The organism is Gammaproteobacteria bacterium, from assembly GCA_029884425.1.
Lineage (GTDB): Bacteria > Pseudomonadota > Gammaproteobacteria > S012-40 > S012-40 > JAOUHV01.
In genome coordinates this window covers 1-21,510 of record JAOUHV010000004.1, presented here as the reverse complement: position 1 = coordinate 21,510, position 21,510 = coordinate 1, and the positions used below count along the sequence as shown (strand labels likewise).

Here is a 21,510-nt window from a genome sequence, read left to right as displayed (position 1 = left end):
GAAGAATTGCTCCGTAAATTTTAGAATTTCATCAACACCGAACCCCAGGTAAAGCCTCCACCGAAGGCTTCCATGAGGACCGTTTCACCACGCTGGATACGGCCGTCGCGAACTGCGACATCCAGCGCCAGAGGAATAGAGGCCGCCGAGGTATTACCGTGCGTCGCCACCGTGGTTACCACGCGCTCCATCGGCATTTTTAATTTCTTGGCCGTCGCAGCAATGATGCGAATATTGGCCTGGTGCGGCACCAACCAATCGATGTCCGATTTTTCCATGCCGTTGGCAGCCAGCGTCTCGTCGACGATGTCGCCCAGCGTGTTCACCGCAGTTTTGAAAACTTCGTTGCCCTTCATCTGAATGGCAATTTCACCACTCATCAGCGCCTGCGCGTTTTCAGAAATGCCGCCATTGGTTGTCAGCAGTTCTTTGTACTGGCCATCGGCATGAATATGGGTCGACAAAATACCCGGTTGATCGCTAGCCTGAATCACCACTGCGCCCGCACCGTCACCGAACAAAACGCAAGTAGTGCGATCATTCCAATCCAGAATGCGTGACAGGGTTTCAGCGCCGACCACCAGCGCTGTTTTGGCTGCGCCCGTGCGAATAAACTGATCAACCACACTCACGGCATACACAAAGCCGGAGCAGACTGCCTGAATATCAAATGCAGGACATCCGTGGATGTCCAATTTGTCTTGCAGCAAACAGGCAGTACTGGGAAATACGCGGTCTGCCGTTGTTGTCGCAACAACAATCAGGTCAATATCATTCTTGTCGATACCCGCAGCCACAATGGCGCGCTGCGCAGCAGCAAATGCCAGATCACACGTTGTTTGCCCATCGGCAGCAACGTGGCGCTGAGAAATACCCGTGCGCTCGACAATCCATTCATCACTGGTGTCCACCATCTTTTCCAGATCATGGTTGGTGACAATTTTTTCTGGCAGATAACTGCCCGTACCAATGATGCGTGAATATTTCAAACCGCCCGCCTTTCCACCAACATGGTTTGTAGCTCGCGCTCAATACGCGCGGGAACATTGTAGTCCACTTCTTTCACTGCAACGTTAATCGCGTTGGCAAATGAACTGGTATCTGCGCTGCCGTGACTTTTAACCACGATACCACGCAAACCAACCAAACTAGCGCCGTTGTAGCGACCGGGATCAATGCGACGACCAAAGGATTTGAATACGGGTCTGGCGATCAAGCCCGCCATTTTGCCCAGTACGCTGCCTTTGAATTCCTGCTTGAGGAATTGAATGATCATGCGCGCCACGCCTTCACTGGTTTTCAGTGCGACGTTACCCACAAAACCATCGGCAACCACAACATCAACGGTACCTTTGTAAATATCATCACCTTCCACGAAGCCGTAATAATTCAGCTCGCTGGCCTGCAGCATTTTGGCTGCCTGCTTGATGATCTCACCACCCTTGATTTCCTCTTCGCCGATATTGAGCAAGCCAACGGTCGGCTTTTCAATATTGCACACCGCCGAGGTCAACACCGAACCCATGACCGCAAACTGGAACAGATGCTCCGGTGACGAATCAATATTGGCACCCAAATCCAGCATATGACACTGACCACGCATGGTCGGCAACGCGGAAATAATCGCGGGCCGGTCGATACCCGGCAGGGTTTTGAGTACAAAACGCGCGGTAGCCATCAACGCACCGGTGTTACCGGCGCTCACACACGCATCCGCCCGACCTTCTTTTACCAGGTCGATGGCAACGCGCATGGAAGAATCTTTTTTGGAACGCAGGGCTGATGAAGGCGCTTCATCCATACCAACCACCTGGGAGGCATGATGAATGCTCAAGCGCCCATTCACATCCGCACCATGCTCGCGCAAGACGGACGTAATGGCGGCCTGATCACCAACCAAAATCAATTTGAGGGACGGGTTTTGCTTTAATGCCGTTAGCGCGGCGGGGACGACCACGGATACACCGTGATCTCCCCCCATGGCATCCAGGGAAATTGTCGAAGCCAAGCCTCAACCTTTACTCTTGATCTTCTACGAAAGTTTCCTTGGGCTCGATCACGCGACGACCACGGTAGAAACCATCTGGGGTAATGTGGTGACGAATGTGAGTCTCACCAGTTTTGCTATCTACAGAAACCGCTGGGGTAGACAGTGCATCGTGGGCACGGCGCATACCGCGCGCAGAACGACTTTTACGACTCTTTTGAACAGCCATGATTATCTCCTAAATGACCTTCTTAACTCAGTTTTTCCCGTTGCGTTTCAGGTCTGCCAACACCGCAAACGGGTTCCGCTTCTGCTCAACCTCGTGCACTTCTTCTTCCTCGGAAACCGGCACAACATCCGTTGTACACAAGCCTTCCGGGTGCAAAGGCACGAAGGGCAGCAACAGCAATAATTCATCTTCAACCAGCTCTGCCAGAATGAGGCTATCCTCGTTCAGTAACAGCGGGTCAATGTCTTCTGGCAATTCCTCTGCCTCTTGCAGCCCCGCCACCACCGCCAGTTTGAACTGGTGATCCACCGGAACCACAAAGCGTTGCATGCAACACTGACATTGCAAGGGCAACCCACCTTTCAGTTCGCCTGCAACCGTCGGACGTCGTCCTTCCATAAAAAAGGAAAAACGCGCCTCAACCTCCCCTAACTCCCCGTACAGGTTGTCCGAAAGGCGGTGCATTTGACTAAGTTTGTAGCGTTTAGACCCTGTGACTTGTCTATTGGCAAGCAGCACGGGATCGACGCGTTCTGGCAGTTGACCGGGCATTGGGGCGCAATGATAGCTGCGCAAAGCCCCGCTGTCAAAAAAATGGTTAAAATTCACAACGCTAGCCGCCGACAATGGTGTGCAACTTGACAAAAACCAGGGATTTACGTAGAAGAATCCGTTAATTACGTTGAATACGTCTACTGCTGAAATCCCGGCAGAGGCATCCGACAGGAAACACGAACGAAAGAAGGGAGTCCCTTTGATCAAGAAAGTCCTGATTGCCAACCGAGGTGAAATCGCTGTACGTATTGTGCGGGCCTGCTCCGAAATGGGCATCAAATCGGTCGCCATTTATGCCGAGCCTGACCGCCATGCCCTCCACGTAAAAAAGGCCGACGAAGCCTATAATATTGGTCCTGACTCCGTCGCCGGCTATCTGAATGTTCACCGGATTGTTAACCTGGCAGTCGCCACTGGCTGCGATGCACTCCATCCGGGCTACGGTTTCCTCTCTGAAAACCAGGAACTGGCCAAAGCCTGCGAACGCCGCGGCATCAAATTCATCGGCCCCTCTGCAGAAATCATTCACCGCATGGGCGACAAAACCGAAGCACGCCGCGCCATGAAGTCTGCGGGCGTCCCGGTCATCCCCGGCACCGAAGATAATCTGCGCAGCCTGGACGACGCCGTCGCACTGGCCAGCCAGATTGGCTACCCTGTCATGCTCAAAGCCACTTCAGGCGGTGGAGGACGCGGCATTCGTCGTTGCGACACCGAAGCCGATCTGCGCAAAAACTACGACCGAGTTATTTCCGAAGCCACCAAAGCCTTCGGCGTCGCCGATGTGTTCATGGAAAAATGCATCGTCAACCCCAAGCACATCGAAGTCCAGATTTTGGCCGACAGCCATGGCAACGTGATTCACCTGTTTGAACGCGACTGCTCGGTACAACGCCGCCATCAAAAGTTGATCGAAATTGCCCCCTCACCACAATTGAGTGAAGCTCAACGCCAACTGGTGGGGGAATACGGCGTCAAGGCCGCCAGCTTTGTTGGTTACGAGAATGCCGGCACGGTCGAATTCCTGCTCGACCACACCGGCCAGTTTTACTTCATGGAAATGAACACGCGTGTGCAGGTGGAACACACCGTCACCGAACAAATCACCGGCATCGATATTGTGCAGGAGCAAATTCGCATTGCCTCGGGCCTGCCGCTGCAATACAAACAGTCTGAGGTGCAAAAACGCGGTTTTGCCATGGAGTTTCGCATCAACGCCGAAGACCCCAAAAACGATTTTCTTCCCAGCTTTGGTCGCATTACCCGCTACTTCGCGCCAGGCGGACCAGGCATTCGCACCGACAGCGCCATTTACAGCGGTTACGTCATTCCACCCTACTACGATTCCATGTGTGTCAAACTCACCGTTTGGGCACTGACGTGGGAGGCATTGCTGCGCAGGGCTGAACGCGCACTCGATGACATCACAGTCAACGGCGTAAAAACCACGATTCCGTACCAAAAACAAATACTCAAAACCGAGGAATTCCGCTCCGGGATCGTCAATACCGGCTTTGTTGAGGCTCACCCGGAGCTTTCCAACTACTCAACCCGTCGTCCGCCGCGCGAATTGGCCGGCGCTATTGCTGCGGCCATCGCCGCTCACATGCGACTTTAGGATAGCGAGAAGGAAATCAGCATCATGGCAAAAGTTCAGGTTACCGAAACCGTATTACGCGATGGCCACCAGTCCCTCATCGCCACCCGCATGCGCACCGAAGACATGCTGCCCATCGCCAAAAAACTCGACCAGGTGGGCTTCTGGTCACTGGAATGCTGGGGCGGCGCCACCTTTGACGCCTGCGTCCGTTTTCTAAAAGAAGATCCGTGGGAACGTCTGCGCAAACTGCGCGAAGCCATGCCCAACACCCGTCTGCAAATGCTGTTGCGCGGTCAAAACCTGCTAGGCTATCGCCACTACTCCGACGACGTAGTGCGCGCGTTTGTGCATCGCTGCGCCGACAACGGCATGGACGTGTTCCGCATCTTTGACGCACTGAATGACCTGCGCAATTTGGAAACCTCCATCGCCGCCGTCAAAGAAGCCGGCAAGCATGCCCAAGGCTGCATCTCTTACACCACCAGCCCGGTACACACCATTGACGAATTCGTCAAAATGGCCAAGACGCTGGAAAAAATGGGCTGCGATAGTCTAGCGATCAAAGATATGGCTGGCTTGCTCACACCCACCAAGACCGACGAGCTGGTCAAGGCTCTGAAGAAAAAAATCAAGCTGCCCATCCACCTGCACTCGCACGCCACTGCCGGTTTGTCCGACATGTGTCAGCTCAAAGCGATTGAGGCCGGTGCATTCGCTATCGACACCGCCATCTCCGCCTTTGCCAATGGCGCCAGTCATCCCGCTACCGAGTCCATGGTCGCCGCCCTGCGCGACTCGGAATACGACACCGGCCTGGATCTGGAACTGTTGCAGGAAATCGGCATGTACTTCGCCGGTGTACGCAAAAAATATCACCAGTTCGAAAGCGAATTTACCGGATTGGATACGCGCGTTCAGGTCAATCAGGTTCCTGGCGGCATGATTTCCAACCTGACCAACCAACTGCGCGAACAAGGCGAACTCAAACGCATCAACGACGTGTTGGCAGAAATTCCCCGTGTGCGTGAAGACATGGGCTTCCCACCGCTGGTCACGCCGACATCGCAAATCGTCGGCAGCCAGGCCGTGCTCAACGTACTGACCGGCACGCGCTACAAAACCATCACCAACGAGGTCAAACTGTACCTGCAAGGTCATTACGGCAAAGCGCCGGGCCAGGTCAACGAATTGATTCGCGAACAAGCCATCGGCAAGGAAAAAGTCATCACCTGTCGCCCAGCGGATTTGCTCAAACCAGAACTGGATGAACTGCGCGCCCAAATCGGTGAGCTGGCGGAAACCGAAGAAGACGTCATGACCTTTGCCATGTTCCCCGATCTGGGACGCAGTTTCCTGGAGCAGCGTCGTGCCGGCACCCTGCTACCCGAACCACTGGAACCACCGCCCGAAGACAACGTCGCGGTGTGCGGTTTGGCGCCCACCGAATTCAACATCACCATGCACGGTGAAACCTATCACATCAAGGTCACTGGTTCCGGTCACCGCTTCCAGGCAAATCGTCCGTTCTACATGACCGTCGACGGCCAGCCCGAAGAAGTGCTGGTGGAAACCCTGGATGAAATTGCCACCTTCCCCGCTGGCGGTGTTCCTGCCGCGCAGACCAATGCCGCCAAAGCCGTCACTGGCAGCAAGCGACCAAAAGCGACCAGACCCGGCGATGTCACCACCTCCATGCCCGGCACCATCGTGGAAGTATTGGTCAAGGAAGGTGACAAAGTCGCTGCGGGTGCTGGTTTGTTCATCACCGAAGCCATGAAAATGGAGACCGAAGTTCAAGCTCCCATTGCTGGCACCATCAAAACCGTCCACATCAAAAAAGGTGACACGGTTAATCCGGACGAAACCCTGATCGAGATCGAATAATGCGTCAATTAATTCTGGGCTCCACTTCTCCCTATCGCCGGGAGTTGCTGGAGCGCTTGCACCTACCATTTACCACCGCTGCACCTGACATTGACGAAACGCCTCTGCCCGGCGAAAAACCGGAACAGATGGTGTTGCGTCTGGCCGAAGCCAAGGCGCGTAAAGTTGCCGAAACTCACCCCGACAGCATTATCATCGGCGGTGATCAATGCAGTGTGTGCGAAGGCGAAATTCTTGGTAAACCTGGAACGATGGAACGCGCTGTTGAGCAGCTCAAAAAACTCTCCGGCAAAACCATCGTATTTCAAACCGCGCTTTGCCTGTATCAAGCCGATAAAGATATTCTCGACATTGACCTCATTCCGTTCACCGTCCATTTTCGTTCCATGGACGAAGCCATGATTCGCCGCTATCTGCAAAAAGAACCGGCACTCAATTGCGCGGGATCGTTCAAATCCGAAGGCTACGGCATTGCCCTCACCGAACGACTCGAAGGCAACGATCCAACCGCACTGATTGGCCTGCCATTGATTCGATTACGCAAAATGCTGGAAGCTGCTGGAATTGTAGTCGTTTAGCTTCGCACAACAATCCGCCACGCAATTACCATCATCGCACCCTCATGCACAGAGTTAGCGCATCATTTCATGATGCGCACCAAATCAGGTCAGGCAACTCCCGAATTTTTTTACGCGCTTGAGCCAAAATACACGAAAGCAAATCACAAGTGCCGAAAAATTGCGCACTTACCTCACTATTTCAATGTTTTCTTTCTGACACAACAAAATAGGCATTCACCTTGCAAAATGCTACAACGACAACTAAGACACTAACTTCGGGTTGTAGTTAAATTCATCACAGGAGAGAAATAATGTTTAGAAAACGCTTGGGACTAATGACGGGTCTTTGCGCCATTTCCACCGCTGCAGCTGCCGGCACCATCACCGTCGATACCGGCGATATCGCATTAAAAGGCGGTATGACCGCGGGCTATTTCTACAGCGATAACACTGGCTCTTCCAATACTGATAATTTTCATGTTTCTGACATGCTGATTGAATTATCTGACGAGGCCAAAACCGGTGGCGTAGGTTTTAAAGCGGGCTTTGGTTCCATGTCTGCAATTACCATCCTCGACGGCGGCGTTAACAACAGCGCGGGCTTCAGCACGTTCGGCCTGCAATATGGCTCCGTTGATTTCGCTCCCATTGAAGGCTTGACCATCAGCGCAGGTAAACTGGCCACCAATATCGGCTATGAAGTTACACCATCATATGCCAACGCGCACGCCACCATCGCTGCGCTGTGGGGCGGCCAGCCAGTCTATTATCCTGGCATTCGCGCCAGCTACAGCCTGGGTGATGTCAGCGTTTATGCCGAAACAAACAACGACACATTGAAGCTGGGTAATTCAACTGCTACGAATGCCTACGCCGTTGGTGTCAGCGGCTCTGCAGGCAGCCTGAACTACATGGCCAGCTATTACGATTACGACAAGGCAAAAAACATTGTTGACGTTATCGTAAGCACCACCGTAGGCAACATTGATTTGGCTATCAATGCCGACTATCACATGCTGGACAGCGAAGCGAAAGTAGCAGGCCAGGACGATAGCGCAATGGGCGTAGCTCTGTACATCAAACCAACCTACGGCAAAATGTCCTACCCTGTGCGCATTGAATACATGAGTGACGGCACCAGCGGCATTTATGGCTTCGATAGCGCCACGACCTATACCATCACCCCAACATACAGCCCATCGGCCAACACTTTTGTTCGCGCAGAAGTTTCCATGGTGCAATCCACCAACAAGGTTTTTGCCGACAAAGACGGTGTAGCAACAGACAGCAAAACCAACGTTGCATTACAAGCTGGCTATCGCTTCTAACCAGCCCCTCCCCAAGCCGGATTACATACAGTAGTCCGGCTTATTTTTCGGCTGCGCTCGGCGGATGCAGTTTCCATTGTTCGATGAGTAATTTTCGCAAATCCCTTCCCTGTCCAGAATCTGCCACAGTGATTTCTGGATTTTGTAATGTTAGAAAATCCAGATTCACTTCACGACCACTCAGCAAAAAGTCAGTCATGGCCACGGTATACGTCCGATCGGCCACAATCGGCTGACCTGCAATTTGCCATACAGATGCCGATGACTTGGCTGTGTTCGCCGATTGCAAATATCCACCCGAGCCAACATTCAGTTCACCTTGCTGCAATACGCGCAACAACAAAGCACCTTTCATTTTCACCAAGCGTACGTCGCCGCCAAACGGCAACACCCGAATCACGTCATATACCGTGATATCGCCGACGGGTAACACATCATCAATACGAATAGAGCCACTGTTGTACACGCTCAGATCCGCCTCGCCAGCATAGGCCTGCAACATGCTCTCAGCGATCAAACGCGTCAGATTCGTTTGTCCGGTGCGCACATGCGAACTTACGCCATCGTAATTTTGCCGCGCCTGAAAAACGACCTCCGCAGGTTTCAAGCCTTGCTGCTGAAACGCCGCAAATGCGCGAGACTTCCAATCATTGATACGGTCACGCAATTCAGCATTCTCTGCGATGGTATCGTTAACCTGAACCAGTCGTGTCTCAATCCGTGTTTTTTTACTGGAAGGATTGGCATATATATCGACCACATATACCGAGCGAACATTGGCATCGGCCTTGAGTAACGGTGCCCAGTTTGCGCCCCGCCAGCGTTGATAATTGGCGTGCTCATGGCCTCCCAACAATAAATCGATCTGCGGAAAACGCTGTAGCAATGCTTCATCATCACCTATCGCCTGATGCGTCAACGCCACAACAAAGTCGGACTGCGAATCCAGAATGGCCAATTGTTTTTCCGCAGCCGCATATGGCTCACTGATTTTTACGTAGCTCGGCTGATTGCTGTTCAGCGTCAATCCCAATATGCCAATCCGAAATACTTTGCCGCTGTTCGCGTCGCGAATGGGCAGAACGACATTGGTTTTCTGCCCGGCAAATAATGCGCCCTGAGCATTGGTGACGTTACTGGAAACCCAGGTAAACTTTGCTTCGCCCACGCGTTGCAAAAATGGCCGTTCCTTTAGATCAAATTCGTGATTGCCAAAGGTTGCGTAATCCAGCCCCAACCCATTCAGAACATCGACCATGTGCTTTCCCTGCAGCGGTTCGCCGTCCACGGGTGCCATACCCATGGCAGAAGGGCTCAGAAAATCGCCACCGAGCAAAGTAATCGTATTAGGATTTATACTCAGCAATTGCTTACGCAAGGTGGCGACCCTGGCTAGCCCTCCCTCTTTGCCATCGCCAGTTGGGATAATTTCATACACATCATTGAAGTGCAGCAAAGTGACATGAATTTCGCCCTGATCGTCGGCGTGGGCTGAACATAAAAACAGCGACAACACTACGAAAACATACCGTTTCAGTTTCATACTTTCCCTTTATCTTCGTCGACACATCAAACCGATCTGTGCCATGATTGGAACTCACTCAGTTCCACACAACAATACCAATTTTTATTCGTAACCGGTTTTATCCGAATGCATATCAATGACTGGATCTGGCTGGCATTCTTCGCCATGGCATTTAGTGCCACCAAAGTGATTGTAGTAAAAACCCACTGCCAATCCATTCCCCCCTCTGCACTAATGTTTCACTCACGGTTGTTTGCCGCTGGTTTGTTGCTCATTCCTGCGGCCCTGTCTACGGTTGAAATACACTCACACACAACATTCTGGAGCGCAACATTTGCCGCAGCCGTTATCACCATAGTAGCCAGCGTCCTTTATATCAAATCAATTCAACTGGGTGATTTGGTCATTGTTTCACCAATACAGGCCAGCATTCCCGTCTTCATGGTTATCACCACCTACGCGCTGTATGGCGAAATCCCAAATGAAGCCGGGTTGGTCTGTTTGTTATTGATTGTCGCCTCCATTGCCTATCTCTTATTGAAATTACAAAACCACAGACCCGGCCAACACTCACGCGCTCTGCTCTACCCCGCCTTACTATCCGTTGCTGCGGCTTTCTTATACGGCATATCAACCCTATTGGATCGCACAGCCATCGCAGCAACCGATAACGGCGCCATTTTTTATTCAGCCATGTGGAGTCTAATCACATTAGCCTTACTGCTTGGCTATATGCTGAAAAACCGCACGCTACTTGTTGAATCGCTCAGACAACACTACAAAGGCATAGGATTCTACGTCACCGTATCCGTACTGGCGTTTATTTTTCAACAACTCGCCGTGCAACAGTCCCTTGATATCAACAGCGGCGTCACCTACGTCAAAGCCATTGTCATGATTCACATTGGCATCGCCGCAATGGTGGGCATATTTCTGTTAAAAGAAAAAATCACTGCTGATATCATTTTCGCCAATGCTGTCGCCTTTGCCGCCGGTATTGGACTGGTCCTCAATCTATAATCGGAAATTCAGATGATGCATGATAATCATGACTTATTAATTCGCGCACTTGATGAAGCCGAACGGCTTGCTCAAGCTATGCAATCATCACCCACCATTCAGACTCGTAAGGGTGAAAAAGATTTTGCCCTGGATGCCGATCACGCCGTCGAACAATGCATACGTGATATTTTAAGCCGCAGCCAGCTACCCATTTTGGGCGAAGAAAATGGCTGGAATCAAGACTCAGCGAATGATGATCATATATTTTGGGCTGTCGACCCCATTGATGGCACCATCAACTATGCACGCGGATTACCAATGTGGGGCGTGTCCATCGCGCTGGTAAAAAATAGCGTTCCTATTTTGGCTGGCATTACCTTTCCTGCACTGCAACAGCGCTATGTCGCCCAACAAGACCAAGGTGCATTTCTCAACGGGCAACGTCTGCAAGTATCGATCACCTCATCACTACAGCAATCGATTGTGGGTGTTGGTGACTTTTCAGTCGGCCCTGACAGTTTTGCAAAAAATCAACAACGCCTGGCACTGCATGGCAAATTGGCCAACGAAGTATTGCGCATACGTATGCCCGGTTCTGCTGCACTGCAACTTGCCTGGGTAGCTGCTGGCCAGACTGATATCAGTTTGGTGCTATCCAATCATGCCTGGGATGTACAAGCCGGTGTGTTACTGGTGAGAGAAGCTGGTGGAGTGGTCTACGACAGGGATGGCAGCGAACACACTATCCATTCAGCGTATACGCTTGCATCCAATTCCATTTTGAAAAACTCGGTGCTGGATCTCATCCCGGAGATTTGATCACATGCAACAATACGAGCAGGACATATGCTGTTACAGTTGCAGGTAAATATTCCTCTCACCCCACCATCATCCAGTGGCAATATATTTTTTTCGGCAAGATAATATAAACCATACCCAGTAAGTCTAGAGACGATTAGCCGAACAAAAAAATGCCCCGACAAAAGCGGGGCACCAAACAAAATTATCGCCTACAGAGACTTAGTCACGCTCAGGATCTTGATGACTCATCAGCAAAGTACTAGTCATGATCCGGTCGGTATAAGCAATCGCAATGGCCGAAACAATAAAGGTGATATGAATAATCACTTGCCACTTTATCGTGTGTTCGGTCAACTGATCCGCATTAATGAAGGTCTTCAACAGATGAATTGAAGAAATACCAATCAGCGCCATAGACAATTTAATTTTCATGGTTGCCGCATTGACGTGCGCCAGCCACTCAGGTTGATCCGGATGTTCACGCAAATTCAACCGCGAAACAAAGGTTTCATACCCACCGATAATGACCATTATCAGCAGATTTGCAATCATCACCACATCAATCAAACCCAGCACAATCAGCATGATCTGGGTTTCGCCGATATCCTTGGCATCATGCACCAAATGATACAACTCAACACCAAACAAATAAACGTACACGCCCTGGGCTACGATCAAACCAAAATACAGTGGCGCCTGCAGCCAGCGACTCCAGAAAATAATCTCTGACATCGCGGCCAAACTAGAATTTCTATGCAACGATTTGCCTTCTTTGCTCATGTAAGGTCCTCACATACCTCTTCAATTTAAAACGCAATTCGCACAAGCCATTTTTCCTAGGGCTGCGCAAAAACCACTTCAGCGCATTGACGCACTACTAAACATAGCCTGCATCGCGGTCGCCATTGAGGCCCCCATTCGCTCGGCAAACTGTTCCATAAAATCCGGATGATAAGTGTAATCAACAATTCTTTCCGCGCCGATTAATTCGCGCGCCACATATCCGCTGCTGCCCAAGCCATCAACTAATCCTAGCGCAACCGCTTCTTCGCCGGCCCAAACCAAACCAGAAAACAACTCCGGCTTGTCTTTCAGTCGATCACCACGACCTTCTTTCACGACGCCTATAAACTGTTTGTGAACTGTGTTCAGCATGTGCTGAACGTGTTCTTTATGTTCTGATTTCAACGGAGAAAATGGGTCAAGGAAAGCTTTATTTTCACCTGCCGTCATCAAACGACGTTCAACCCCAAGCTTGTTCATGGCATCGACAAAACCATATCCATCCATCAACACGCCGATAGAACCCACCATACTGGCTTTGTCGGCATAAATTTCATCTGCCGATACGGCAATATAGTAGGCAGCTGAGGCAGCCAAATCTGTCACCACCGCATAGACCTTTTTCTCAGGATGCAACGTTTTAAGGCGTTTGATTTCGTCATTGATATAGCCCGCCTGCACGGGACTGCCACCAGGACTGTTGATACGCAAAATAATCCCGTGCGCATTTTTATCTTCAAACGCGTCGCGCAACGCACTGATGATATCTTCGGCGTTAGCGGGTGAGCTATCCATAATCGGACCATGGATCTCGACCAATGCTGTATGAGCCCCAAGATTGATATCCGGAGACTCCGCAGAGCGCATAAACATAAACAGTATGGCAAACAAATAAACAAACGTTAAAGACTTGAAGAATATGCCCCAACGACGTGCGCGACGCTGCTCATTAATCGATGAAAACGCCAAACGGTTAATCAGGTCCTGCTGCCATTTGATATTCGCCGAATCATCGCTCGATTTGTCAGCAGGCGCTTTCCCGTCAGTCGCAACTTCCTGCGCTATCGCTGACTGGGTCCAGGGATCACTTTTTGTTTCTGTCGCCGCATTAACGTCGGACGCGTTTTCTACGGGTTTGTCTTTATCGTCAGTCATTGAGTATCACTATTGCTTTATGTTTTGTGTTTTAAGCCACGAGCCCAACTGATAGGTGTGCTCAAACCATATCACCGGGTTGTGGGTCAGTAACCGATCTTTGGAGTGAGCGCCACACAACACAGCTGCCGCATCCACTCCTGCATTATTCGCCATCAACAAATCGTATTCGCTGTCACCGACCATTAGGGTTTCGCCTGGCTCCACACCGACAAACGCCATTATGTCTTCCAGCATCTGCGGATGAGGTTTTGAATGCGCCTCATCGACACAGCGCGTGATATGAAACGCATCCTTCAAGCCTGTGCGCTCCAACACGCCATTCAAACCTTGCCGACCTTTGCCTGTGGCCACGGCAAGAAAATATCCCTCGTGCTCCAGTTGTCGCACCAACTCACTTGCTCCGGCAAATAACACTGGCTGACGTTTTTCCGGATGGAAATAGTAGTAGCGATAACGCTCAACCAGCGCATCAACATCCTTGGCGCTATGTTGGGTATGCGGAAACAGGATGGCTACCGCCTCCTTCATACCCAAACCGATAATGTTGTGAATTTCTTCACTGCTCGGCACTGGCCACTGCAAATCCTGTGTAGCTGCCTGAAAACAATACACAATATCCGCCGCTGAATCCATCAGCGTGCCATCCCAGTCAAAAACAACCAAACGATACGTCATCACTCAAACTACTGATCTTTGCCCAACTGTTCTAATACCCTACTCAGATCATCATCCAAATCGGCGCTAATTCTAACCCGTTCTCCTGAAACAGGGTGGATAAAACTAACGATGTGGGCATGCAAAAATAACCGTTTTAATCCCGATTTGCGCATGACCTTGTTAAATTCGTCATCACCGTATTTTTCATCCCCAGCCAAAGGATGGCCAATATGCTGCGCATGCACCCGAATCTGATGTGTTCTACCTGTCAGCAGTCTCGCCTGCACCAGTGTTGCCGTGGCAAACCGCTGTTGTGGCGTAAAAATGGTCTGCGACTCCTTGCCTTCGGGGTGAACGCGGACAATGCGCTCACCAGAACTCAGCACATTTTTCATCAGTGGCGCGTCCACTTTCTTCGAGCCACCGGCCAACCGTCCCTTTAGCAGCGCCAGGTAGATTTTTTCCATGCCACTGCCTCGAACCTGCTCGTGCATGGCCTTCAGCACCGATGCCTTTTTGGCCAAAATCAAACACCCGGAAGTGTCTCGATCCAGACGATGCACCAGTTCAATTCGTTTCGCCAGCGGATACAGCTCACGCATGATCTCGATCAGACCGTAATCCACCCCGCTACCGCCATGAACCGCCAACCCGGCTGGCTTATTTACCACGATCAAGTCTTTGTCTTCAAAAAGAATTCGCTGCTTGACACGCGCAGTGATGGTCGAATCTTTGATGGTAATTTCTTTGGGCTCGCTCACGCGCACTGGCGGAATCCTGATCACATCGCCTTCGTTCAGGCGATATGAGGGTTTGATCCGCCCTTTGTTGGCCCTGACCTCGCCCGTGCGCAGAATTCGGTATATATGGGTCTTGGGCACGCCCTTCAACTGCGATAACAGGAAATTGTCAATCCGCTGGCCGTGCTGCTCGGAATCTATCACAACCTCGATAACCTTCGGATTATTGGATGATTTACCTGAATTTTCAGACATATAATTGCGATACACCTTGTGAAGGGCTGTAAATTTGGTATAGTTAGGGCTTAAATGGGCCAGAGTGTACATTCGTCCAGACAAATTGACTGAGAACAGCGGTCATAAAGAACGTAGAAACGGTCGAAGCTTTGTGCCAGAAGGCGCTAGTTTAGCAGATAGTAAGCGCAATATGCTCAGATAATCATAGATATCTGAGCAGAGTAACAGAGGTCCCCTCCTGTTTTCTGAATGGTAAAACAGTGAGTATTGATTAGGTAATTGCTCAACCTTTTGTGTGGGCACTGAAGACGCACCAGTAACCGTAGACATCCCTTTTTCGTCCGGTAATGAGTGCGCAACAGAACACAAGATAACCCTGAGCGAGCTCGAACGGAGCCACACAGGGCTAAAAGACGCGAAAAGACCGTAGCATGCTTTTACGGTATCTCCGCGGCCTGCATCAGGTTGGGCGCAGGTTGAGAGACGAATTTTAATGAAAAGAATGCTATTTAATGCAACTCAGCCAGAAGAGTTGCGGGTCGCGTTGGTCGATGGCCAGCGACTATACGATCTGGATATCGAAACAACTGCCAGAGAACAGAAAAAGTCCAATATTTACAAAGGCAAGATTACGCGTATCGAGCCCAGTCTTGATGCTGCCTTTGTGGATTACGGCGCCGAACGCCACGGTTTCCTGCCACTGAAGGAAATCGCTCGCAGCTATTTCAGAAATCAGCCCGATCGCGGTGCTCGCCCCAACATTAAGGAAGTTCTGCGTGAAGGCCAGGAAGTGGTCGTTCAGGTAGACAAGGAAGAACGCGGCAACAAGGGTGCGGCTCTGACCACATTCATCAGTTTGGCTGGTCGCTATCTGGTACTGATGCCCAACAATCCCCGTGCTGGCGGTGTATCTCGCCGTATCGAGGGAGATGATCGCAGTGAAATCCGCGAAGCCATGGCTCTGCTGGACATCCCTGAGAATATGGGCCTGATCGTTCGCACAGCTGGCGTGGGCAAAAACGCCGAAGAGCTGCAATGGGATTTGAACTACCTGCTGCAACTGTGGAAGTCCATCGAAAGCGCTTCTGAAGAAAAATCAGCTCCTTTCCTGATTTACCAGGAAAGCAACATTATCATCCGCGCAATCCGCGATTACCTGCGCAAAGATATTGCTGAAATTTTGATCGACAATCCCAAGGTCTATCAGCAAGCCCTGGATTTTATGACCCAGGTCATGCCGCATAACCTGTCCAAGGTGAAATTGTACAAAGACGACATTCCGCTATTTACCCGTTACCAGCTGGAATCACAGATCGATTCAGCATTCCGTCGCGAAGTCAGCCTGCCTTCCGGTGGCGCACTGGTCATCGACCATACTGAAGCATTGGTTTCCATCGACATCAACTCTGCTCGCGCCACTCGCGGCGGTGATATCGAAGAAACCGCACTGAACACCAATTTGGAAGCCGCTGATGAAATCGCCCGCCAGTTGCGTCTGCGCGACTTGGGTGGCCTGATTGTCATCGACTTTATCGATATGACTCCTGCACGTCATCAGCGTGAGGTGGAAAATCGCCTCAAAGAAGCCCTGTCGTTGGACCGAGCACGCGTTCAGGTCGGTCGCATTTCACGCTTTGGTTTGCTGGAAATGTCACGTCAGCGCCTGCGTCCTTCGCTGGGCGAATTTAGCCAGATCGCCTGCCCTCGCTGTAATGGCCATGGCACGATTCGCAGCGTCGAATCATTGGGTCTGTCCATCCTGCGTCTGATTGAAGAGGACGGAATGAAGGACAATACCGGCAAAATACTGGCTCACCTGCCGGTAGAAGTCGCTACTTTCCTGCTCAACGAGAAACGTCGCCAGATCAGCGCCATCGAAGCACGCCAACAAATTCAAGTGGTAATCATTCCAACGCCTGCGCTGGATACACCTCATTACGATTTGCAGCGTATTCGTCAGAGCGAAATCAACAGCGAAGAAAACAATACGCCAAGCTACCTGCAAGTTGACATCGCAGAGCCGGTGGAAGCCACCGCCCCTGCCGCTAAACCTCGCGCCGAGCGCAGCAGCGAAGAGCCAGCAGTGAAGTCACTGCCGCCGATCACGCCCAAACCTGCGAACTCCGCATCCGTCAAAGGAAAAGAGAACGGTGGCATTGTTCGTCGACTGTTTTCTGCCTTGTTTGGTGGCGCTGAAGAAAAACCGACCAAACCTGTGGCAACAACTGGCAATACTCACAGAAAGCCCGAGCGCCACTCTACATCTTCCACAGCTGACACCCAGGAAAAATCCAAGGGTAACGCCACGGAACGCTCTGGCGAGCGCGAAGACCGCAACGGTGAGCGTGGTGATCGCAACAAGGGCGGCGCACAGCGGACACGTCGTCGCAGCACCCGCTCCAGCCGTCGTGGTGGCCGTGGTCGCCGTGGCGAAAAGAACATGGGTGCTGACGAACAGCAAAACACCGAGATCGCTCAAGCACCGATCGAAGTTGTTGCACAACCAGCCGAAGCCGTTGCCGAACGCGATCCATCATCGCCACCAAGACGCCGTCGTCGTGAACGCAACAATGACTCGTCTGGCAATCGTGGTGATCGTGAGCAGCGTCACAACCGCCATAACACGAACGCATCTGTCGGTAACGACGCTGTAGCGGCGACAGCTACGGACGAACTGGTATTACGCATCGGCAATGCTCCTGCTGAGGCACCAGTTGTTGCTGAAGCAAAAACGGAAAACCGTCCTCGCTTTGAGCGCAACAATACTGAACGTGTTGCACCCGCCAAAACGGAAGCACCTGCTGCCGTTGAGAAACCGACTGAAAGCCAGCGTTCAGATTCGTCAGCTTCAGAGTACAAGCCCAAGCCCGTCGCTGTGGAGTCACAACCTCGGCCGGTCGAGGTCAAGCCTGTTGTTGCAGCGCCGACTCCTCCTGTTGCAGCGGAAAGCAAGCCGGCCGCACCAGCAGCGAGCAATAATGCTCCCATGTTCACCCGTCCAGCCAGCGATTACATTCGCCCGATGCGACGCACTGAAGCGGGATCAAATGACTCGGGCGAAGCCACAGCCAAGCCCGCAGCAAGCGATGTTTCTTCCATGGAAGAGAAAAACTAGGCATCGTTTGCAAGTACCAAAAAAGCCGCTTTCATTAGCGGCTTTTTTATTTACGCAGCATCATCGCCACCCCCCGGCCGGAAATGGTAGCGCAAAAACTCACCATAACAACGACAGGCATCGTTACTGGTAAACACACCCGCCAACCTATCCCCTTTGACCACCACTACTGAGCCGCAATGATGTTCCGCCATATGCACTAGCACATTATCCAACGGTTCATCGATTGAAACGGTATAAGCCTTGCGCACGCTAACATCGTCGACTTTCAGTGCGGACACATCACGCCCCTGCTCCTGATGCCACTTAAGCTGAATGTTAATATCACGCTCCGTAATTACGCTGTACACCTTACCGTGATCTTTTACTGGTAAATGCCGAATATCGTGTTCACGCATTAGCGATATTGCCTGGCCAAGACTGGCATCGCGCTCTACCCAATAGGGAAATGGCGTCATTACAGTTTTAATAGCCGGAATCGATTTCATTGCAACCTCACCTGCTTTAATTTCCTACAAACCATCCCAGTGGATGCTTGGACACGGCAACAGAAACCATGAAGGCAAATACCAGCAGCGCCAGTCCCCAGAAAGTCATTCGCCACTGCCGGGCCTTGACCCATTTAAACGCAGCCATCCCCAACAATATATAGGCTAACAATAGGCAAAGCTTGGATATTAGCCAGGGCGACGAAAAGTTCCAAATCTCCGAGCCCAACACCATCGCCAACCCCGTCAACAACAATAAACTATCATTAGCATGGGGAAGTCGCCGCAACCAGGGACTATTCAGGGCCGGAGATGAAATCCAGTGCAGGCAACCGCGAACGAAGAACAAAATTCCACTGTTGGCGACCAACAATATGTGCAACACTTTCATCGTTCCACCCCCTCATTGCAGACAGCGCCAGCCCTAAACAATACCACTAACAAATGTACAACAACAGGATGAACGCATGAGATTTGAGTCAGTACATAACTACTACGAACAACTGGTTTACCAGGAAATTCTCGGCAGCCTCAAACTCAATGAGTTCACCGCAGATGAAATCGAGGATATTGCCTGCATCGCCCTGAACCACCTTCCCCCCCGCTACATTCGGCACCGTGTCGATTTCACGTTCTATCTCTCACCGATAGAACAAGCTGAAATATTCAGCAAAGTTAAGAACGCAGTAACAACGGCTGTACAGAAAGTTTCCGTAAAAAAATAACCGCGGGCTTTCCCATAAAATACAACTGCTTTACTATTGGCAGATCACGAAATTCAGGAGTCATACATATGATCAAAACTTGGCATAACCGGATTTTCTTTGCGCTGCTCGCCACCTTGATGCTGGCTGGAAACGTCAACGCCGCCGAAACCCGTGTCAAACTGCAAACCAACATGGGCGACATTCTGGTCGAACTCAACAGCGAAAAAGCCCCTGGCAGCGTCAAAAATTTTCTTGAATACGTTAAGAGCGGCCACTATAACGGCACCATTTTCCACCGGGTCATCTCCAACTTCATGATCCAGGGTGGTGGCTATACCGAAAAATATCAGCAGAAACCCACCCGCGCCCCTGTTCGTAATGAAGCCAACAATGGCTTGCAGAATGTTCGGGGCACACTGGCCATGGCACGCACCTCTGAGCCACACTCAGCGACTGCGCAGTTTTTTATCAACGTCGTCGACAATCCCTTTCTGGATTTCCGCTCGCAAACCACTCGAGGCTGGGGATACACCGTTTTCGGTAAAGTCGTCGAAGGCATGGATGTGGTTGATCGCATCCGCAATACCGCTACCGGCTCCGGCGGTCCGTTTGGTCGCGACGTACCACAAACAGCTGTCGTCATCATTAAAGCCGAAATCGTTCAGTAACCGGGCCTGCAAAACGCATCATGAAATCGCTATTTATCTCTGATCTGCATCTTTCCCCCGAAACGATGCAGATCGCTCAACAACTGGTCATGCTGCTGAACACCCAGGCGCAGGATGCCGATGAGGTCTACATCCTCGGTGATATGTTTGAAGCCTGGCTGGGCGATGACGCAATGCCAGAGGCAATCAAGCCGCTGATCTCCCAACTCAGTGCGTTAAGCAAGCGCGGTTGTCGCGTATTTCTGATGCAGGGGAACCGGGATTTTTTGATGGGCGAGGAATTCGCCCGACTTTGCGGCGCCACACTGCTGCCCGAGGCCCATGTCATCCAACTGCAAGGTCAGCCTACACTGCTAATGCATGGCGACCAATTGTGTACCGACGACGTTGGCTACCAAAGCTTTCGCCAACAGGTCCGCAATCCCCAGTGGCAAAAACAGTTTCTCAGCCTCCCCATCCCCAATCGCATGGAAATGGCCAAACAAGCCCGGGCGGCGAGCAAGGAACAAACCAGTCACAAAGCCGAGTACATCATGGACGTCAACCAACAGACGGTCATCGACACCATGCGCCAGCACGGCGTTTCCCAGGTGATCCATGGACACACCCACCGGCCGGCCACCCACACCTTTGAGCTGGACGGCCAGCCCGCTCGACGCATTGTGCTTGGCGACTGGACTGACCGCCCAAGCTACCTGGTGGTCAATGGAGACAAAATGCAGCTCGTTGACCCCAGGATTTCAAGCTAATCGCCTTTTGGTCGATTCATATCCATGATGCATTGCCAAGCCTTTGGGATTACCGATGTCGGGAGAAGGCGTCGTCACAACGAAGACGCCTTCATCATCGACCACGAGCGAAAACTGTTTGCAGTTGCCGACGGTATAGGTGGCGCTGCGGCTGGAGAAGTAGCCAGCGCACTGTTTGTCGAGTCCTGCATCGATGTTTTTCAGCATGATGACCACCTCAGTGCGCCGGACAAGGTCCACAAAGCCTACCTGACGGCCAACCTGGCCATCACCAGTCACAGCCATTCCAATCCCAAGACCAAAGGCATGGGCTGCACTGCAGAGTTATTTACCATTGAGGGCGACCGCTATTTCATCGGTCACGTAGGTGACAGCCGTACCTACCTTATTCGGAACAATCAGCTCTCGCAGCTCACCAGAGATCACTCCTACATCCAGGATCAGATGGATAAAGGTCTGCTCAGTCCTGAGGAGGCCAAAACCCATTGGCTGCGCAATGCCATCAATCGCGCGGTAGGCCAAGGCGACAAATTTCAGACCGACATCCTCAGCGCCCCGTGGCAAGCTGGCGACTGCTTTTTGCTTTGCTCGGATGGACTAACGGATATGCTAAATCACCAGGAAATTGCTGACATTTGCGTCATCCACACTACGCTACGCGAACGCACCGAAGCGCTGGTGAATGCAGCAAACGAAAAAGGTGGCAATGACAACATCACTGTCTTGCTTTGCCAACT

At 51.5% G+C, this 21,510-nt stretch carries 22 protein-coding genes; 11 read left to right on the top strand and 11 right to left on the bottom strand.

Annotated elements, in window-relative coordinates:
• Positions 1-20 precede the first annotated feature (20 nt).
• The 4 genes from OEW58_01660 to OEW58_01645 are packed head-to-tail and all read right to left on the bottom strand — an operon-like array spanning position 21 to position 2,825.
• Positions 21-989 carry a ketoacyl-ACP synthase III gene (locus OEW58_01660; protein MDH5300052.1) on the bottom strand — a complete coding sequence of 323 codons (969 nt, stop codon included), beginning with the start codon at positions 987-989 and terminating at the stop codon, positions 21-23.
• Positions 986-2,008 carry a phosphate acyltransferase PlsX gene (gene plsX / locus OEW58_01655; protein ID MDH5300051.1) on the bottom strand — a complete coding sequence of 341 codons (1,023 nt, stop codon included), beginning with the start codon at positions 2,006-2,008 and terminating at the stop codon, positions 986-988. The genes OEW58_01660 and plsX overlap by 4 nt, the downstream gene beginning before the upstream one ends.
• 10 nt (positions 2,009-2,018) lie before the next feature.
• Positions 2,019-2,216: a 50S ribosomal protein L32 gene (gene rpmF / locus OEW58_01650; GenBank protein MDH5300050.1), complete on the bottom strand. Its 198-nt coding sequence runs from the start codon at positions 2,214-2,216 to the stop codon at positions 2,019-2,021.
• A gap of 27 nt (positions 2,217-2,243) precedes the next feature.
• Complete coding sequence (locus tag OEW58_01645; GenBank protein MDH5300049.1) at positions 2,244-2,825, bottom strand: YceD family protein; 582 nt, start codon at positions 2,823-2,825, stop codon at positions 2,244-2,246.
• 145 nt (positions 2,826-2,970) lie between these two features.
• On the opposite strand from OEW58_01645, the gene OEW58_01640 reads away from it, so the two are divergent.
• The 4 genes from OEW58_01640 to OEW58_01625 all read left to right on the top strand — a co-directional run bounded on the left by OEW58_01640 (position 2,971) and on the right by OEW58_01625 (position 8,143).
• Entirely contained in the window at positions 2,971-4,389 is a 1,419-nt protein-coding gene (locus OEW58_01640; GenBank protein MDH5300048.1) for an acetyl-CoA carboxylase biotin carboxylase subunit, read from the top strand.
• A 24-nt stretch (positions 4,390-4,413) separates the two neighbouring features.
• Positions 4,414-6,255, top strand: coding sequence for a sodium-extruding oxaloacetate decarboxylase subunit alpha (gene oadA / locus OEW58_01635; GenBank protein MDH5300047.1), 1,842 nt, complete (start codon positions 4,414-4,416; stop codon positions 6,253-6,255).
• A complete protein-coding gene (locus OEW58_01630) occupies positions 6,255-6,833 on the top strand; it encodes a Maf family nucleotide pyrophosphatase (protein ID MDH5300046.1) in 579 nt (192 codons plus the stop codon). The genes oadA and OEW58_01630 overlap by 1 nt, the downstream gene beginning before the upstream one ends.
• A gap of 293 nt (positions 6,834-7,126) precedes the next feature.
• A complete protein-coding gene (locus OEW58_01625; GenBank protein ID MDH5300045.1) occupies positions 7,127-8,143 on the top strand; it encodes a porin in 1,017 nt (338 codons plus the stop codon).
• Between the two features lie 40 nt (positions 8,144-8,183).
• On the opposite strand, the gene OEW58_01620 is transcribed toward OEW58_01625, so the two are convergent.
• Positions 8,184-9,686, bottom strand: a complete 1,503-nt coding sequence (locus tag OEW58_01620) for a bifunctional metallophosphatase/5'-nucleotidase (GenBank protein MDH5300044.1) — start codon at positions 9,684-9,686, stop codon at positions 8,184-8,186.
• Positions 9,687-9,794: 108 nt separating this feature from the next.
• Here OEW58_01620 and OEW58_01615 point away from each other — a divergent pair, with 108 nt between their 5' ends.
• Both OEW58_01615 and OEW58_01610 read left to right on the top strand, forming a co-directional pair.
• Positions 9,795-10,688, top strand: a complete 894-nt coding sequence (locus OEW58_01615) for a DMT family transporter (GenBank protein ID MDH5300043.1) — start codon at positions 9,795-9,797, stop codon at positions 10,686-10,688.
• A gap of 12 nt (positions 10,689-10,700) precedes the next feature.
• Positions 10,701-11,489 (top strand): inositol monophosphatase family protein, encoded by a 789-nt coding sequence (locus tag OEW58_01610; GenBank protein MDH5300042.1) that lies wholly within the window; start codon positions 10,701-10,703, stop codon positions 11,487-11,489.
• Between the two features lie 201 nt (positions 11,490-11,690).
• Here OEW58_01610 and OEW58_01605 read toward each other — a convergent pair whose 3' ends face one another.
• The 4 genes from OEW58_01605 to rluC all read right to left on the bottom strand — a co-directional run bounded on the left by OEW58_01605 (position 11,691) and on the right by rluC (position 15,064).
• Positions 11,691-12,251 carry a TIGR00645 family protein gene (locus OEW58_01605; GenBank protein MDH5300041.1) on the bottom strand — a complete coding sequence of 187 codons (561 nt, stop codon included), beginning with the start codon at positions 12,249-12,251 and terminating at the stop codon, positions 11,691-11,693.
• A gap of 78 nt (positions 12,252-12,329) precedes the next feature.
• Positions 12,330-13,409: a S49 family peptidase gene (locus tag OEW58_01600; protein MDH5300040.1), complete on the bottom strand. Its 1,080-nt coding sequence runs from the start codon at positions 13,407-13,409 to the stop codon at positions 12,330-12,332.
• A 9-nt stretch (positions 13,410-13,418) separates the two neighbouring features.
• Positions 13,419-14,087, bottom strand: a complete 669-nt coding sequence (locus tag OEW58_01595; protein MDH5300039.1) for an HAD-IA family hydrolase — start codon at positions 14,085-14,087, stop codon at positions 13,419-13,421.
• 8 nt (positions 14,088-14,095) lie between these two features.
• Positions 14,096-15,064: a 23S rRNA pseudouridine(955/2504/2580) synthase RluC gene (gene rluC, locus OEW58_01590; GenBank protein ID MDH5300038.1), complete on the bottom strand. Its 969-nt coding sequence runs from the start codon at positions 15,062-15,064 to the stop codon at positions 14,096-14,098.
• Positions 15,065-15,539: 475 nt separating this feature from the next.
• Here rluC and rne point away from each other — a divergent pair, with 475 nt between their 5' ends.
• Entirely contained in the window at positions 15,540-18,161 is a 2,622-nt protein-coding gene (rne, locus tag OEW58_01585; GenBank protein MDH5300037.1) for a ribonuclease E, read from the top strand.
• 50 nt (positions 18,162-18,211) lie between these two features.
• Here the strand turns inward: rne and OEW58_01580 are convergent, their stop codons facing one another.
• Both OEW58_01580 and OEW58_01575 read right to left on the bottom strand, forming a co-directional pair.
• A complete protein-coding gene (locus OEW58_01580) occupies positions 18,212-18,649 on the bottom strand; it encodes a CBS domain-containing protein (protein MDH5300036.1) in 438 nt (145 codons plus the stop codon).
• A 16-nt stretch (positions 18,650-18,665) separates the two neighbouring features.
• Positions 18,666-19,040, bottom strand: coding sequence for a SirB2 family protein (locus OEW58_01575; protein MDH5300035.1), 375 nt, complete (start codon positions 19,038-19,040; stop codon positions 18,666-18,668).
• A gap of 76 nt (positions 19,041-19,116) precedes the next feature.
• On the opposite strand from OEW58_01575, the gene OEW58_01570 reads away from it, so the two are divergent.
• The 4 genes from OEW58_01570 to OEW58_01555 form a co-directional block, all read left to right on the top strand.
• Entirely contained in the window at positions 19,117-19,374 is a 258-nt protein-coding gene (locus tag OEW58_01570; GenBank protein ID MDH5300034.1) for a late competence development ComFB family protein, read from the top strand.
• A gap of 68 nt (positions 19,375-19,442) precedes the next feature.
• A complete protein-coding gene (locus OEW58_01565; protein ID MDH5300033.1) occupies positions 19,443-20,024 on the top strand; it encodes a peptidylprolyl isomerase in 582 nt (193 codons plus the stop codon).
• Between the two features lie 20 nt (positions 20,025-20,044).
• Positions 20,045-20,773, top strand: coding sequence for a UDP-2,3-diacylglucosamine diphosphatase (locus OEW58_01560; GenBank protein MDH5300032.1), 729 nt, complete (start codon positions 20,045-20,047; stop codon positions 20,771-20,773).
• A gap of 24 nt (positions 20,774-20,797) precedes the next feature.
• Positions 20,798-21,510, top strand: a 713-nt coding sequence (locus tag OEW58_01555; GenBank protein ID MDH5300031.1) for a Stp1/IreP family PP2C-type Ser/Thr phosphatase, incomplete at its 3' end; no start/stop codon positions are given.

Excerpts from the sequence above, each read along its gene's own strand:
- rpmF (MDH5300050.1), bottom strand. The coding sequence starts at position 2,216 with ATGGCTGTTCAAAAGAGTCGTAAAAGTCGTTCTGCGCGCGGTATGCGC.
- oadA (MDH5300047.1), top strand. The coding sequence starts at position 4,414 with ATGGCAAAAGTTCAGGTTACCGAAACCGTATTACGCGATGGCCACCAG.
- OEW58_01630 (MDH5300046.1), top strand. The coding sequence starts at position 6,255 with ATGCGTCAATTAATTCTGGGCTCCACTTCTCCCTATCGCCGGGAGTTG.
- OEW58_01625 (MDH5300045.1), top strand. The coding sequence starts at position 7,127 with ATGTTTAGAAAACGCTTGGGACTAATGACGGGTCTTTGCGCCATTTCC.
- OEW58_01620 (MDH5300044.1), bottom strand. The coding sequence starts at position 9,686 with ATGAAACTGAAACGGTATGTTTTCGTAGTGTTGTCGCTGTTTTTATGT.
- OEW58_01615 (MDH5300043.1), top strand. The coding sequence starts at position 9,795 with ATGCATATCAATGACTGGATCTGGCTGGCATTCTTCGCCATGGCATTT.
- OEW58_01610 (MDH5300042.1), top strand. The coding sequence starts at position 10,701 with ATGATGCATGATAATCATGACTTATTAATTCGCGCACTTGATGAAGCC.
- OEW58_01605 (MDH5300041.1), bottom strand. The coding sequence starts at position 12,251 with ATGAGCAAAGAAGGCAAATCGTTGCATAGAAATTCTAGTTTGGCCGCG.
- OEW58_01600 (MDH5300040.1), bottom strand. The coding sequence starts at position 13,409 with ATGACTGACGATAAAGACAAACCCGTAGAAAACGCGTCCGACGTTAAT.
- OEW58_01595 (MDH5300039.1), bottom strand. The coding sequence starts at position 14,087 with ATGACGTATCGTTTGGTTGTTTTTGACTGGGATGGCACGCTGATGGAT.
- rluC (MDH5300038.1), bottom strand. The coding sequence starts at position 15,064 with ATGTCTGAAAATTCAGGTAAATCATCCAATAATCCGAAGGTTATCGAG.
- rne (MDH5300037.1), top strand. The coding sequence starts at position 15,540 with ATGAAAAGAATGCTATTTAATGCAACTCAGCCAGAAGAGTTGCGGGTC.
- OEW58_01580 (MDH5300036.1), bottom strand. The coding sequence starts at position 18,649 with ATGAAATCGATTCCGGCTATTAAAACTGTAATGACGCCATTTCCCTAT.
- OEW58_01575 (MDH5300035.1), bottom strand. The coding sequence starts at position 19,040 with ATGAAAGTGTTGCACATATTGTTGGTCGCCAACAGTGGAATTTTGTTC.
- OEW58_01570 (MDH5300034.1), top strand. The coding sequence starts at position 19,117 with ATGAGATTTGAGTCAGTACATAACTACTACGAACAACTGGTTTACCAG.
- OEW58_01565 (MDH5300033.1), top strand. The coding sequence starts at position 19,443 with ATGATCAAAACTTGGCATAACCGGATTTTCTTTGCGCTGCTCGCCACC.
- OEW58_01560 (MDH5300032.1), top strand. The coding sequence starts at position 20,045 with ATGAAATCGCTATTTATCTCTGATCTGCATCTTTCCCCCGAAACGATG.